The sequence below is a fragment of the Rahnella sp. PD4 genome, assembly GCF_049199325.1.
Lineage (GTDB): Bacteria > Pseudomonadota > Gammaproteobacteria > Enterobacterales > Enterobacteriaceae > Rahnella > Rahnella perminowiae.
In genome coordinates this window covers 260,503-275,020 of record NZ_JBLZQF010000001.1, presented here as the reverse complement: position 1 = coordinate 275,020, position 14,518 = coordinate 260,503, and the positions used below count along the sequence as shown (strand labels likewise).

Sequence of the window (14,518 nt, the reverse complement as noted above, 5' to 3'; positions counted from 1 at the left end):
GAACATAAATGAGCAAAAAAACCTTGCCCGGCGTGACCCGCAGACAAATTCTCTCATTCACGGCCGCCTCCGCAGTATTGGGTGCAGCCAAAGCCGCAAATGCGGTGACGCTCAAAGGCACGCCCGTGTGGAGCCCCTTTGACGCCAGCCCGCCGCCGCACATCGAGACCGATGGCTGGGTGTTCTTCACCGAAGCCGAAGCCGCCGCCATGGAAGCCATTGTTGACCGTCTGGTGCCCGCCGATGAGCTGAGCGTGGGCGGTAAAGACGCCGGATGCGCGGTATTTATTGACCGCCAGCTGGCCGGATTCTACGGCACCGCCTCCCGGCTTTATATGCAAGGCCCTTTCCAGGATGGCACGCCGGAACAAGGCGATCAGTCGTCGCTGGTTCCGCAACAGCGCTACCGTCTGGGCCTGGCCGCATTAGATAAATACACCCGGTCACAGCATCAGAAGTTATTCAAAGATCTGCCCGGTGAGCAGCAGGATCACATCCTGTCAGGTCTCGAGAGCGGAAAAATCACCCTTGAAGGGATCGACTCTAAAATGTTCTTTGCCATTGCACTGAAGAACACGATGGAAGGTTTCTTTGCTGACCCGATTTACGGCGGTAACCGCAATATGGTGTCGTGGAAAATGCTGGGCTTCCCCGGCGCACGTTACGACTACCGCGACTATATCGGCAAGCACAATCAGAAACTCGATCTCGAACCGCTGAGTATTTCCGGCGGTGACGCATGGAAAATAAAAAGCTAAGGGCAGAACACGATTATGGCAAAAAAATTACCTAAAACCGACGTCGTGGTGATCGGGCTCGGCTGGGCAGGTTCGATCATCGCCAATGAGTTGTGCGACGAAGGGCTGAATGTGGTGGCGATTGAGCGCGGCCCGTGGCGTGATACCGCCCGTGATTTTAACGTGTCGACGGTGACAGATGAGTTACGCTACAGCTCCCGGCAGGAACTGATGTTACGTACCCGCCAGAACACCATTACCATCCGCAACAACCCGGCGCAAACCGCGTTGCCGATGCGCGAATGGGGTTCTTTTCACCCGGGAAATGGCACCGGCGGCGCAGGCAACCACTGGGCGGGGATTACTTTCCGCTTTCAGCCGGATGAATTCCGCCTGAAAAGTCATCTGACCGAGCGTTACGGCGCTAACGCCATCCCGGAAGAGTTGGTTCTGCAAGACTGGGGCACCGACTGGGATGAAATGGAACCGCATTACGCCTCTTTCGAACGTCTGGCCGGGGTTTCCGGTAAAGCCAGCAACGTCAAAGGGGAACATCATGAAGGCGGTAACCCGTATGAAGGGATGCGCTCGATTGAATATCCGACCCGCCCGCTCGATCAGCCCTATGGCCCGACATTGTTTGCTGAAGCGGCGCGCAATATGGGTTACAAAGCGTTCCCGGTGCCCTCCTCCCTGATTTCCGAGCCTTATACTAACCCGCTCGGGGTGAAAATGGGGCCGTGCACCTTCTGCGGTTTCTGCACAAACTTCGGCTGCGCGAACTACTCCAAGGCCAGCGCCATCACCACCGTATTACCGGCGCTGATCCGCAAGGAGAATTTCGAAGCCCGCACTAACTGTGAAGTGATGCAGGTGCTGACCGACTCTACCGGCAAACGCGCCACGGGCGTGGTCTATATCGATTCTTCGGGCGATGAATGGGAACAACCGGCTGACCTGGTGATTGTGAGTGCGTTTACCTTCGAAAACGTCCGCCTGATGCTACTTTCCGGCATCGGCAAACCCTATGATCCGGTCACGTTAAGCGGCACCACTGGCCGTAATTATGCCTATCAGACCGCGAACGGCGTACAGCTCTTCTTTGATGACAAAAACTTTAATCCGTTCATCGGCGCAGGCGCGGTAGGAATGGGCATTGATGATTTCAATAACGATAACTTTGACCACAGCGGCCTGGGCTTCTTTGGCGGTGGCAGTATCCGCGTAACGCCCATCGGCGGAGCGCCCATCGGCTACCGCCCTGTTCCGCCGGGAACGCCGAAATGGGGCAGCGAATGGAAAAAAGCCACAGTCGCCAACTATCTCAGTTCGATGTCGATCGGTTGTGAAGCCAGTAGCTACACCACTAAAACCAACTATCTGTCGCTTGATCCGAACTATAAAGACCGTCTGGGGCGTCCGCTGCTGCGCGTCACTTTTGACTTCCCGGCAAATGACCTGAAAATGGCCGCCTATTGCACCGGTAAAGTAGCCGAAATCGCCAAGGCGATGAATCCTCGTCAATTGGTGGCCACCCCGATGAAAGGTCACTGGAACGGTACGCCGTATCAGTCTTCGCACGTCGTCGGCGGGTTTGTGATGGGTGCGGATCCGTCCACCAGTTCGGTGAATAAACATCTGCAGGTCTGGGATGTGCCTAATCTGTTTGTGGTCGGCGCGTCTGCCTTTCCGCAAAACCCGGGCTATAACCCGACCGGAACCGTCGGCGCACTGGCGTTTAAAGCCGCCCATGCAATCCGTAACTACTATCTGAAAAAACCGGGAGAGATGATCGCATGAAAAAGTTAACGTCATTCTCACTCGGTTTAGTGGCTTTGAGCATCAGCGGACTGAGCCACGCGGCGGGCGATGGCTCTTTCGAACAGGTTGAACGTGGCCGTTATCTGGCAACCGTGGGCGACTGCGCCGCCTGTCATACCGCCTCCACGCCGGACGCCAAACCCTTTGCCGGCGGTGTGCCAATTGAAACCCCGTTCGGCCGTTTAGTCGGTGCAAACATTACGCCGGATGTGCAAACCGGTATCGGCAGATGGAGTTTCGATGATTTCCAGCGCGCAATGTCGGAGGGCATCGGTCACGGCGGAAAACGTCTTTACGGCGCGATGCCGTTCACGGCGTACACGAAAGTGACACGCGAAGATAACGCCGCCATCTGGGCGTATCTGCAAACTCTGCAACCGGTGCATAATGAAATTGAAACCAACCAGTTGCCCTTCCCGTTCAACGTGCGTACCAGTCTGATGGGCTGGAACTGGCTGAACTTCAACAAAGGCGAATTTAAACCGCAGATGGATAAGTCGGCGCAATGGAATCGCGGTGCTTACATCGTTGAAGGTCTGGGACACTGCGGTACCTGTCATACGCCGAAGAACCTGCTCGGCGGCGACAAAGACAGTGAATTCCTGCAAGGGACCGTGATAGAAGGCTGGGTCGCGCCGGATATCACCAGCAACAAACACACCGGTGTCGGTAACTGGACGCAGGAAGATCTGATGCAATATCTGAAAACCGGTTCTAACCGTTTCGATATTGCTTCCGGTCCGATGGCGGAAGAAGTCACCAATTCGTCCCGTCACTGGACGGATGATGATCTTAAGGCCGTGGCGGTTTATCTGAAAGACAGCGGACATGACAGCGGTAACAACGCCCCTGAGCCAGTAAAAGCTGACGATAAGGCGATGATAGCCGGCAAGAATATTTATGCTGATCGTTGTTCTGCCTGCCATACCCCAACCGGTATGGGCCAGGAAGGTTTGTTCCCTCGTCTGGCCGATTCACCGCTTATCAACCAGACCGACGCCACTTCACTTATGCGCGTAGTACTGGCGGGCAGCCGTCCTGTGGCAACGGACAGCAAACCGACCGCGCCATCAATGCCATCGTTTGATGCCACCATGAGCGATGCCGATGTGGCTAATGTGCTGACGTATATCCGTAACAGCTGGGGAAATGCCGCCGCGCCGGTTTCTGCCTCAGACGTGAAAGACTTACGCGCAGAACTGAAAAAATAAGCGGAAAGCCTGAAAACATAAAGGCCGCGAAAGCGGTCTTTTTCATGAATGCAGCCGGGGAAATCAATGCCGGGGAGGCATCTGCATAATCTGGACTAACAAATGATCATTATTCTGGCTTAACTGCACCAGGTGTTTGCATTCTACTTTTATTGCTGTGAGTTGTTCTTCCGTCAGCGAGTAAGGCAGATTGATATCAATACTGTACATATTTTGCTGCTCAGCCAGTTCTATCAGCCGGACAATATTGGTCTCGTCGCTGACCTGGGTGGAAACCACCTGTAAGGCCAGTGCACGCAAAGCTTCCTGCCTGGATTTTTCTTTTTTCGAACGGGATTTCAGAACCATACCAAAAAATGGCATCACGCCATAAATAGCATCAACAAAACTCCATTTCTTTTTGCAGGATGCGGACAAGTATTCCATATAGTCAAAGGATACTTTTTGACTGCGCGCATCGGGTACCAGGCGGTTTTCATTCATCCCCTCTTCCTCTTCCTGGTCAGGGTCAATCAATTATTTAATCAATGTATAACGCCGAAGATATTCATCTATATAATGGCATAATTCACTGACACTTTGCCAGTCGCTTGCGGTGCTTTGCGTAACGGAAACTGACAACGGCAATATTTCAGAATTTGACCAAAGTATTTTGCGGTTATGGAAAATACCGCGCAAAACTGACATGTTCTATTACGCTAGCACGATAGCGTCGCCCTGCGGGTCACGTTATGCTAATCACCGGATTTCTTAAAGCAGCAAGCCAATGAATAAAATCGTTTTTGTTGAAGATGATGCAGAAGTCGGCAACCTGATCGCCGCCTATCTGGGTAAACATGATATTGACGTGCTGGTTGAACCACGTGGCGATACCGCGCAGGCACGTATTGAAAAAGAAAAACCCGATCTGGTTCTGCTCGACATCATGTTGCCGGGCAAAGATGGCATGACACTGTGCCGGGATTTACGGCCGGTGTTCCCCGGTCCGATTGTGTTGCTTACGTCGCTCGACAGCGACATGAACCACATTTTATCGCTGGAAATGGGGGCCAACGATTACATTCTGAAAACGACGCCACCGGCGGTGCTTCTGGCCCGTTTGCGGCTGCATTTACGTCAGAGTCCGGCGCAGAATACCCAAAATGAACAACCGGTTCAGACACTCCGCAGTGGCAATGCCCTGCATTTCGGTCAGTTGTGCATCGACCCGGTTAACCGTGAAGTGACGCTGGTGGATGAAACGATAGTGCTTTCTACTTCCGACTTTGATTTATTGTGGGAACTGGCGACACACGCAGGGCGCATTATGGATCGCGAAGCGCTGCTGAAAAACCTTCGCGGGGTCAGCTATGACGGGTTGGATCGTAGCATTGATGTCGCGATTTCCCGCCTGCGCCGCAAACTGTACGACAACACTCTGGAGCCCTTTCGCATCAAAACCGTACGCAATAAAGGCTATCTGTTTGCTCCCAATGCCTGGGAGACCTTGCAGGAATGAAAAAGCTTTTCATTCAGTTCTTTCTGTTACTGCTGGTCTGTTTTCTGGTAATGGCGATGCTGGTCGGGCTGGTTTACAAAGTCACCGCAGAACGCACCGGCCGTCAGTCCATGAACGATTTGATGAAAAGCTCGCTCTACCTGATGCGTAGTGAGCTGCGGGAAATTCCGATAAAAGACTGGAACAAGACCATCAATACGCTGGATCTGAATCTGTCTTTCAAACTGCATATCGAGCCGCTAGGTAAACGCAAACTCAGTCCCGCACTGGATCAGCGTCTTAAAGATGGCGAAATTATTGCGCTCGATGACGAATATACCTTTATTCAGCGTGTGCCGCGCAGCCATTACGTACTGGTCGTTGGCCCTATTCCGTACCTGTTTTATATGCACGAAATGCGGCTGCTGGATCTGGGGTTGCTGATCTTCATCGGTTTATCGCTGGCCCTGCCGGTATTTCTGTGGATGCGCCCACACTGGCAGGATTTGCTGCGGCTGGAGAATTCCGCGCTGCGCCTCGGTAACGGTCATCTCGACGAACGTATTGATTTTGATTCGACATCCAGCCTCAACCGGCTGGGCGTTGCCTTTAACCAGATGGCAGACAACATCAGCACCCTGGTTGCCAGTAAAAAACTTCTGATTGACGGCATCGCCCATGAACTGCGTACGCCGCTGGTGCGCCTACGTTACCGGCTGGCAATCAGTGAAAATCTGCCGGAGTCGGAACAAAACGCCATTAACCGCGATATCGGCCAGCTTGAAGCGCTGATCGACGAATTGCTCACTTATGCACGCCTGGACCGTCCGCAGGTGGCACTTAATCTGGAAAAAGTTAATCTGGCCGAATGGCTGGAAGACAAAGTCGATGATTTCCGGCTGATCACTGCGCGCACGATCCTTTATGACGCGCCGCAAAATACCGATTTCGGCGGCGTGGATTTACGCCTGATGGAACGCGTGCTCGACAATCTGGTCAACAACGGTCTGCGTTATTCTCAGGAGACATTGCGCGTCAGCCTGTGGCTCGACGGTGAACTGGCCTGCCTGCAGGTGGAAGACGACGGGCCGGGCATCCCGCCGGAAGAACGGACCCGCATCTTTGAGCCCTTTGTTCGCCTTGATCCGAGCCGCGACCGCGCCACCGGCGGCTGCGGGCTGGGGCTGGCAATCGTCCATTCCATCGCCGTCGCTTATCAGGGGCGGGTTGCTGTTGACGGCAGCCCGCTCGGCGGTGCCAGCCTGCGTTTCAGCTGGCCGGTAAAACCCACATTCAACCTGGCTGCAGAACAGCCTAATAACGAAAATCAGGAAGGGAGCCACAATGACCAGCGCCTATAAAAAATTACACGATACCTTCGCCCGCTTGTCCCGCTTTGGCCATTTATCGGCGATTGCAGGCTGGGATGCAGCAGCCATGATGCCTCCGGAAGGCGGCCAGGCCCGCTCGGAAGCGCTGGCCGAGCTGAGCGTGCTGACGCATCAGATCCTCACCGCGAAGCAGGTTGGTGAATGGCTGGAACAGGCCGGCGGCGAACAGCTTAATGACCTGGAACAGGCCAATCTGCGTGAAATGCGCCGTCATTATCAGCAGGCCGCTTTATTGCCGGAAAGCCTGGTTCAGGCCAAATCGCTGGCAGGCGCACGTTGTGAACAGGCGTGGCGTATCCAGCGTAAATCGAATGACTGGGAAGGCTTCTCAGAAAATCTCATAGAAGTGGTGAAACTGAGCCGTCAGGAGGCGCAGTTACGCGCTGAGGCCGCGGGCATAAGCCGCTATGATGCCCTGCTCGATTTATACGAACCGGGCATGACCTCGCAGAAACTGGATGTGCTGTTTGGCGATCTCAAAACCTGGCTGCCGGATCTGTTACAAACCGTGGTCGAAAAGCAAAAAACGGAGACACGCATTTCGCCACAGGGGCCCTTTGACATCGAAAAACAGCGCCAGCTGGGTCTGAAAGTGATGGGCAAACTGGGCTTTAATTTCGATGCCGGTCGTCTGGATGTCAGCGCGCACCCGTTCTGCGGCGGTGTCCCGCAGGATGTGCGTATCACCACCCGTTACAACGAAAATGAATTCCTCAGCGCCATGATGGGCGTTATCCATGAAACCGGTCATGCACGTTACGAGCAAAATCTGCCAAAAGAATGGCTGGGCCAGCCGGTTTCCAACGCCCGTTCAATGGGAGTACACGAATCTCAAAGCCTGCTGTTTGAAATGCAACTGGGTTGCAGTGAGCCGTTCCTGAAATCTGTCTATCCGCTGGTTATCGAACAATTCGGCCATCGCGAAGGACTGGACGAAAGCAACTTTATGAAGCTGAACCAGCGCGTCCAGCCGGGCTTTATCCGGGTTGACGCCGATGAACTGAGCTATCCGGCGCACGTCATCCTGCGTTATGAAATCGAAAAAGCGCTGATGGAAGGTGAAATTGAAGTGGATGATATCCCGGCCCTGTGGAACAGAAAGATGAAGGAATATCTGGGCATCGATACCGTTGGCAACTACCGCGACGGCTGTATGCAGGATATCCACTGGACCGACGGCGGCTTCGGTTACTTCCCGACCTACACCCTGGGCGCGATGTACGCTGCACAACTGTTCCGGACTGCCAATAAAGCCATACCCACGTTGCAGGATGATATTGTCCGTGGCGACCTGACAGCGCTGTTCCAGTGGCTGCAACAGAATATCTGGCAGCATGGCAGCCGGTTCACGACAGATCAGCTGATGAAAAACGCGACAGGCGAAACGCTGAACCCGGCATTCTTCCGGGCGCATCTGGAAGGGCGATACTTGTAGGCGGAGAGAGTGGCCTTAAGGTCAAAGTCAAGACTGTGGGTTGCCACCCAAACCTGCAAGACCTTGGGTTGCCACCCAAACCGGCCTTAAGGTCAAGACCTTGGGTTGCCACCCAAACCGGCCTTAAGAGGCGCCTATCGCCGCACCTCTTAAGAATCTCCGGCTCTTTTACTGCGCGCTCCGCTCGCTGGCTATGTTTCAGGTACCGCAGCGACAGGCTGGAAATCATGCCGCTACGCGGTTCCTTCTCTCGGTCCTGGAGCCTTGGGTCTCCAGGCCGCTCCGTTCAGCAAGATTTCTGAATCGCCCGCACGATCTTAAATTCAACAACAAAATGTCTTTTATCTTTTAGATAAGTTTATTGGTGTGCTCAAAAATGGCACCGAATGAACGGTTCGAGACCCAAGGCTCGAATCCTGAAATTCGGGAATCGCGCAGCGATGACATTTTGCGCCACTCACTAATGTGGCAGGACATGTCCTTCATAACCGCGACAGCGCGCAGTGAAAAAAGCGCGGAGTCCAGAGGCCCGCGCGTTACCGGGTCTCTGGTCGGTGTGGGCCGACGCCCACGGTTTTGAAGTTGAATTTGAAGTTGAAAGACTATCTTATTGATTTTCCTAAAACCCCTCCTTTGTACATTCCGTTACACGCCGAAACCAATCACTCACGGACAACCTGACCTGACACGCCTAGTATTCCTCATACCGGCCCCGCAGTGGGGTGGACACTTAAACAAAAATTCTGAGGAATTAAAGATGAAAAAAGTATTAGCTCTGGTTGTAGCCGCTGCAATGGGTCTGTCTTCTGTCGCTTTCGCTGCTGAAACTACTGCAGCTCCGGCACCTGCTGCTGCAGCAACTACCGCTGCTCCGGCACCGGCTGCCAAGCACGTGACTAAGCACAAGACTCACAAGAAAGTCGCCCAGAAAGCGCAGGCTGCTAAAAAACACAAAAAACACGCTAAGAAAGCAGCTCCTGTAGCTCAGAAAGCGCAAGCGGCTAAAAAACACGTGAAACACGCTAAGAAAGCAGCTCCTGTAGCTCAGAAAGCGCAGGCTGCCAAAAAACACGTGAAACACGCTAAAAAAGCGGCTCCTGTAGCTCAGAAAGCGCAGGCTGCTAAAAAACACGTAAAACACGCTAAAAAAGCTGCACCGGCTGCAAAAGCAACACCAGCAGCATAAGTAGTCAGTAAGAAGTCTTTGTGAGCGTATCTACTCACCATTATCAAGACTGATGATTTAACACCCGGTTCGCCGGGTGTTTTTTTCTCCGGTTTTCTATCTTGAGGTACTGATGGAAGATGCTGCGCCGCTATCTGTTCGAAATCACCCTGTGCTCTCTGATCCTTTGCGGACTGATCACCCTGTTCTTCTACTTCTGAAGTACCCCGCGATGACGCCCGTCATCGGCTCAAAAGGCTGAGTTACCGGACAAATATATCCACCACGAAATATAACCGTCTATAATCGTTCCATAATAACGGCTTCCTGGGTTCTCCCTGTTTTCAAGGTCAGAATGTTATGCGCATCGCGTTACCGCTGTTTTTGTGCTTTTTCTGTTTTACCGCCAGTCCCCTCGTACATGCAGACTCTCCTGATGATGCAGATTCCGACACACCTTCAATCAGTTTGAAAGAAAAAACAGCCCTATTCTTTGGCCACGATCAACGCATACCGGTGGCCGCTGCGGCGCACTGGCCATGGCAGGCCATCGGGCAAATTGAAACCGAGAGCGGCAATTTATGCACTGCAACCCTCATTTCTAAACATCTTGTCCTCACGGCAGGCCACTGTGTGCTGGCACCTCCGGGTAAAATAGACAAAGTTGTGGCACTGCGATTCATTTCTCATCATCAGAAATGGCGATATCAGATCACCGCATTACAAACGCTGGTCGATCCGAAATTGGGCAAGAAGCTGAAAGCCGATGGCGATGGCTGGATTGTTCCGCCTAAGGCGGCGCCGTTTGATTTTGCACTGGTTCGCCTGACGGATGAACAGCTGGCATTGCCGATTAAACCCCTGCCATTGTGGGAAGGCACACGCGACGATCTGACCGCTCTGCTAAAACAGGAAGGCAGAAAAGTGACTCAGGCAGGATACCCGGAAGATCATCTGGATGATTTGTACGTCCATCAGGATTGTCTGATCACCGGATGGGCACAGCCAGGCGTGTTATCGCACCGCTGCGATACTTTGCCGGGAGACAGTGGCTCACCACTGTTGCTGAAAAACGCCGATGGCTGGTCGCTGGTCGCAATTCAAAGCTCCGCGCCGGCAGCAAAAGACCGGTATCTGGCCGATAACCGCGCACTGGCCGTTCCGGCTATCCGCGATGCCCTGAATACCCTTTCTTCAGGGATAATCAGCGCGAGTACTGCGGTAACGATGCCCGCTCAGTAACCGTAAGCATCACCATTTCAGAACATAAAAAAACCGCCTTTGTGTGTATAAGGCGGTTTCTTAGTGTTGAGAACCCGTTAAATCAGTTGCTCCATCGTCTGCAAAATCCTTTTATCCGAGATGGGATACGGGGTACCCAGTTGCTGGGCAAAGTAGCTGACACGCAATTCTTCAATCATCCAGCGCACTTCTTTCACTTCCTCACTTTGCTGACGTACCGGCGGCAATTTATTGAACCACTGCTGCCATTGCTGCTGGATGTGTTCTACTTTCAACATCTGCGCACGGTCGCGGTGAGGGTCCATGGCCAGTTTGTCCATCCTGCGCTCAATCGCCTGCAAATAACGCAGCGTATCCGGCAACCGTTTCCAGCCATTTTGTGTCACGAATCCACGATAAATCAGTCCGGACATCTGCGCCTTGATATCTGAAAGCGCCAGTGCCAGGGTGATATCAATTCGTCCTTTCAGCCGTTTATTAATGTTGAATACTGTCGTCAGGATCTGTTCCACCTGAATGGCGATTTGCACCACCGTATCATTCAGATTTGCGCGAACATGCTCATGTAATTTGGCAAAATCTTCTTCGCGCCACACCAGCCCGCCGGACTCTGCAATCAGTTTGTCGATGCCGCACGAAATGCAGTCGTCAATCAGATCCAGCACTTTACCGTACGGGTTAAAATACAATCCCAGTTTGGCTTTGTTCGGCAACTTCTCGTGCAGGTATTTGACGGGCGAAGGAATGTTCAGCAACAGCAAACGCCGCATCCCGCTGAGCATGGCCTGCTGCTGTTCCAGTTCACTGTCAAACAGGCGGATTGCCACGCTGTCCTTTTCATCGACAATCGCCGGATAAGCCTTCACTTCATAGCCGCCGCGCTTTTGTTCATAGCGTTCCGGCAAAGTGCCAAAACTCCAGACATGCAGATCGCGCTGTTCGATGCCGTCATCAGCCACCGCAGAAAGCGTTTGCTGCACCTGCTCTTTCAGACCCGATTTCAGCGCAGTGAGATCCTTACCCTCACGAAGTGTTTTGTTTTTATCATCGACGATGCGGAACGTCATTTTGAGATGATCCGGGACCTGATCCCATTGCCAGCTTTCCCGTGACACTGTCACGCCGCTCATTTTACGCAGTTCTTTTTCCATCGCATCCAGCAACGGCATCTCAAACGGTTTGATGCGCCCGAGCAAGGCATCGGCGTAATTTGGTGCGGGCACAAAGTTACGACGAACCGGTTTTGGCAGCGATTTGATCAGCGCCATAATCAGATCACGGCGGATCCCCGGAATTTGCCAGTCGAAACCTTCCTCACTCACCTGATTGAGCAGAGGTAAAGGAATATGTACGGTCACGCCATCAGCATCGGTACCTGGCTCAAACTGGTACGTAATACGCAGCTTGAGGTTACCCTGATGCCAGAAATTCGGGTAATCGTGGGCGCTGATATTGCCCGCACCCTCTTTAATCAGCATACTTTTTTCAAAGTTCAGGCTGTCCTGCGGCTGCGTTTTCCACCAGGTATCAAAGTGACGCGCCGATACTACTTCCTGCCCGATGCGTTGTTCGTAGAACAGGAAGAGAGTCTCGTCATCGACCAGAATATCGCGACGACGGGATTTATGTTCCAGCTCTTCCACTTCGGTACGCAGGCGCAGGTTAGCGCGGAAGAACGCATGACGCGTCTGCCAGTCGCCTTCCACCAGTGCATGACGGATAAACAGTTCGCGCGAGACTACCGGATCGATGGTGCCGTAATTCACCCGACGCGCCGCCACAATCGGCAGTCCGTAGAGTGTCACTTTCTCCGTTGCCATCACAGCGCCCTGCGCTTTTTCCCAGTGCGGCTCACTGTAACTGCTTTTCGCCAGATGCCTGGCCAGCGGCTCGATCCATTCCGGTTCGATTCGTGCGGCAATGCGCCCCCACAGACGACTGGTTTCCACCAGTTCGGCCACCATCACCCATTTCGGTGGCTTTTTGAATAATCCGGAGCCCGGGAAGACGGCAAAACGGGCATTGCGCGCACCGGTATATTCCTGTTTATCGGCATCTTTCTGGCCGATATGCGACAGCAAACCGGTCAGCAATGCACTGTGGATTTCACGGTATTCGGCGGGTGTGCTGTTAACCGGCAGCCCCAGTTCTTTCACTACCTGTCGCAGCTGGGTATAAATATCCTGCCATTCGCGCACGCGCAAATAATTGAGGAAATCGCTGCGGCACAACTTGCGGAACTGTGCTGAAGACAGCTCTTTTTGCTGCACTTTCAGATAATCCCACAAATTCACAAATGCCAGGAAATCAGAATCTTTATCAGCAAAACGGCGATGTTTTTCATCAGACGCCTGCTGTTTATCCATCGGGCGTTCACGCGGATCCTGAATCGACAGCGCGGCGGTAATGATCATCACTTCGCGTACGCAGCCATTTTTCTGTGCTTCCAGCACCATGCGGGCCAGACGCGGATCCACCGGCAGTTGCGCCAGCTGACGCCCCAGCGGCGTCAGCGTATAGCGGCCATCGACAGCACTGTTAATGGCGTTCAGCTCTTCCAGCAGACGTACGCCGTCCTGAATATTGCGTTTATCCGGCGCTTCAACAAACGGGAACGCAGCGATATCACCGAGACCCAGCGACGTCATTTGTAAAATGACGGAAGCCAGATTGGTGCGCAGGATTTCAGGATCGGTAAATTCCGGGCGCGACAGGAAATCCTGCTCAGAATACAGGCGAATACAGATACCTTCAGAAACGCGTCCGCAACGGCCTTTACGCTGGTTAGCGGAAGCCTGCGAAACCGGCTCAATCGGCAGGCGCTGCACTTTAGTGCGGAAACTGTAACGGCTGATACGCGCGGTGCCAGGATCAATGACATATTTAATGCCCGGCACGGTCAGCGAGGTTTCGGCAACGTTGGTCGCCAGCACGATACGGCGGCCGGAATGCGACTGGAATACGCGGTTCTGTTCGCTGTTCGACAGCCGTGCATACAGCGGCAAAATCTCCGTGTGCGGCAAATCGAGCCGGTTCAGTGCATCGGCAGTATCACGAATTTCACGTTCACCGCTCATGAATATCAGAATGTCGCCCATGCTTTCACGACCCAGTTCATCGACTGCGTCGAAAATCGCCTGCAACTGATCACGATCCACATCATCTGCGTCATCCACAATCGGACGATAACGCACGTCAACCGGATAAGTCCGGCCGGAGACTTCAATGACCGGCGCATGATTAAAATGACGTGAAAACCGCTGAGGGTCGATGGTCGCCGAGGTAATAATGACTTTCAGATCCGGGCGTTTGGGCAGTAACTGGCGCAGATAACCGAGAATAAAGTCGATGTTCAGGCTGCGCTCATGCGCTTCATCGATGATCAGCGTGTCGTACTGCATCAGCATGCGATCTTGCTGGATTTCAGCCAGCAAAATGCCGTCGGTCATCAGCTTAACGAGGGTGTTTTCACTGACCTGATCGTTAAATCGCACTTTATAACCGACCGTGTTACCCAGCGTGGTATCCAGCTCGTCAGCAATACGGTTGGCCACGGTACGCGCGGCCAGACGACGCGGCTGGGTATGACCAATCACGCCTTTGATACCGCGCCCGAGTTCCATACAGATTTTAGGGATCTGCGTGGTTTTACCGGAACCGGTTTCACCCGCCACAATCACCACCTGATGATCACGGATGGCGTTATAAATATCGTCTTTCTTCTGACTGACCGGCAGGTTTTCCGGGTAGCTGATTTTTGGCCGCGAGGCTTCACGGGCGCTGACTTTTTTCAGGCTCTCGTTGATGGCAGTCTGGATCTCAGCACGTAACGCATCGAGTGCTTCGGGTTTATCAATCTTTCTGGCACCCTGCAAACGACGTTGCAGGCGTTGCCGGTCACGTAGCATCAGCCCGTCTAACTGCGCTGATAGTGCCGCGAGCGGTGATTTCACGTTCACAATTCCTTGTTGCATGTCAGCCGGAGGACATGGGCCGCCACCGGCTGAATCTGAATGGGTGATGAGGAAGGTTTATGCCT

General features: G+C 53.3%; 10 protein-coding genes. 8 read left to right on the top strand and 2 right to left on the bottom strand.

Features of this window, described 5'->3' with window-relative positions; translation table 11 throughout:
* The first annotated feature begins 8 nt into the window (after positions 1-8).
* From ACOZIO_RS01180 to ACOZIO_RS01170, 3 genes are read left to right on the top strand one after another with little or no spacing between them, the layout of a single operon-like run.
* Positions 9-758: a gluconate 2-dehydrogenase subunit 3 family protein gene (locus tag ACOZIO_RS01180; protein WP_421594838.1), complete on the top strand. Its 750-nt coding sequence runs from the start codon at positions 9-11 to the stop codon at positions 756-758.
* Positions 759-773: 15 nt separating this feature from the next.
* Entirely contained in the window at positions 774-2,537 is a 1,764-nt protein-coding gene (locus tag ACOZIO_RS01175) for a GMC family oxidoreductase (RefSeq protein ID WP_129951194.1), read from the top strand.
* On the top strand, positions 2,534-3,769 hold the full coding sequence (locus ACOZIO_RS01170) for a c-type cytochrome (RefSeq protein ID WP_129990770.1): 1,236 nt from the start codon (positions 2,534-2,536) through the stop codon (positions 3,767-3,769). The genes ACOZIO_RS01175 and ACOZIO_RS01170 overlap by 4 nt, the downstream gene beginning before the upstream one ends.
* Positions 3,770-3,832: 63 nt before the next feature.
* Here ACOZIO_RS01170 and ACOZIO_RS01165 read toward each other — a convergent pair whose 3' ends face one another.
* Positions 3,833-4,252, bottom strand: a complete 420-nt coding sequence (locus tag ACOZIO_RS01165; RefSeq protein WP_129951192.1) for a hypothetical protein — start codon at positions 4,250-4,252, stop codon at positions 3,833-3,835.
* Positions 4,253-4,535: 283 nt separating this feature from the next.
* On the opposite strand from ACOZIO_RS01165, the gene rstA reads away from it, so the two are divergent.
* The 5 genes from rstA (at position 4,536) to ACOZIO_RS01140 (ending at position 10,479) form a co-directional block, all read left to right on the top strand.
* Positions 4,536-5,267, top strand: a complete 732-nt coding sequence (gene rstA, locus ACOZIO_RS01160; RefSeq protein WP_129951191.1) for a two-component system response regulator RstA — start codon at positions 4,536-4,538, stop codon at positions 5,265-5,267.
* A complete protein-coding gene (gene rstB, locus ACOZIO_RS01155; protein ID WP_129951190.1) occupies positions 5,264-6,607 on the top strand; it encodes a two-component system sensor histidine kinase RstB in 1,344 nt (447 codons plus the stop codon). The genes rstA and rstB overlap by 4 nt, the downstream gene beginning before the upstream one ends.
* On the top strand, positions 6,591-8,072 hold the full coding sequence (locus ACOZIO_RS01150; protein WP_421594837.1) for a carboxypeptidase M32: 1,482 nt from the start codon (positions 6,591-6,593) through the stop codon (positions 8,070-8,072). Before rstB ends, ACOZIO_RS01150 begins: the two co-directional genes overlap by 17 nt.
* 757 nt (positions 8,073-8,829) lie before the next feature.
* A complete protein-coding gene (asr, locus tag ACOZIO_RS01145; protein WP_129951188.1) occupies positions 8,830-9,258 on the top strand; it encodes an acid resistance repetitive basic protein Asr in 429 nt (142 codons plus the stop codon).
* A 339-nt stretch (positions 9,259-9,597) separates the two neighbouring features.
* Positions 9,598-10,479, top strand: coding sequence for a trypsin-like serine peptidase (locus tag ACOZIO_RS01140; RefSeq protein ID WP_129990772.1), 882 nt, complete (start codon positions 9,598-9,600; stop codon positions 10,477-10,479).
* Between the two features lie 77 nt (positions 10,480-10,556).
* Here the strand turns inward: ACOZIO_RS01140 and hrpA are convergent, their stop codons facing one another.
* Positions 10,557-14,432, bottom strand: a complete 3,876-nt coding sequence (gene hrpA / locus ACOZIO_RS01135; protein ID WP_421594836.1) for an ATP-dependent RNA helicase HrpA — start codon at positions 14,430-14,432, stop codon at positions 10,557-10,559.
* Between the last annotated feature and the right edge of the window lie 86 nt (positions 14,433-14,518).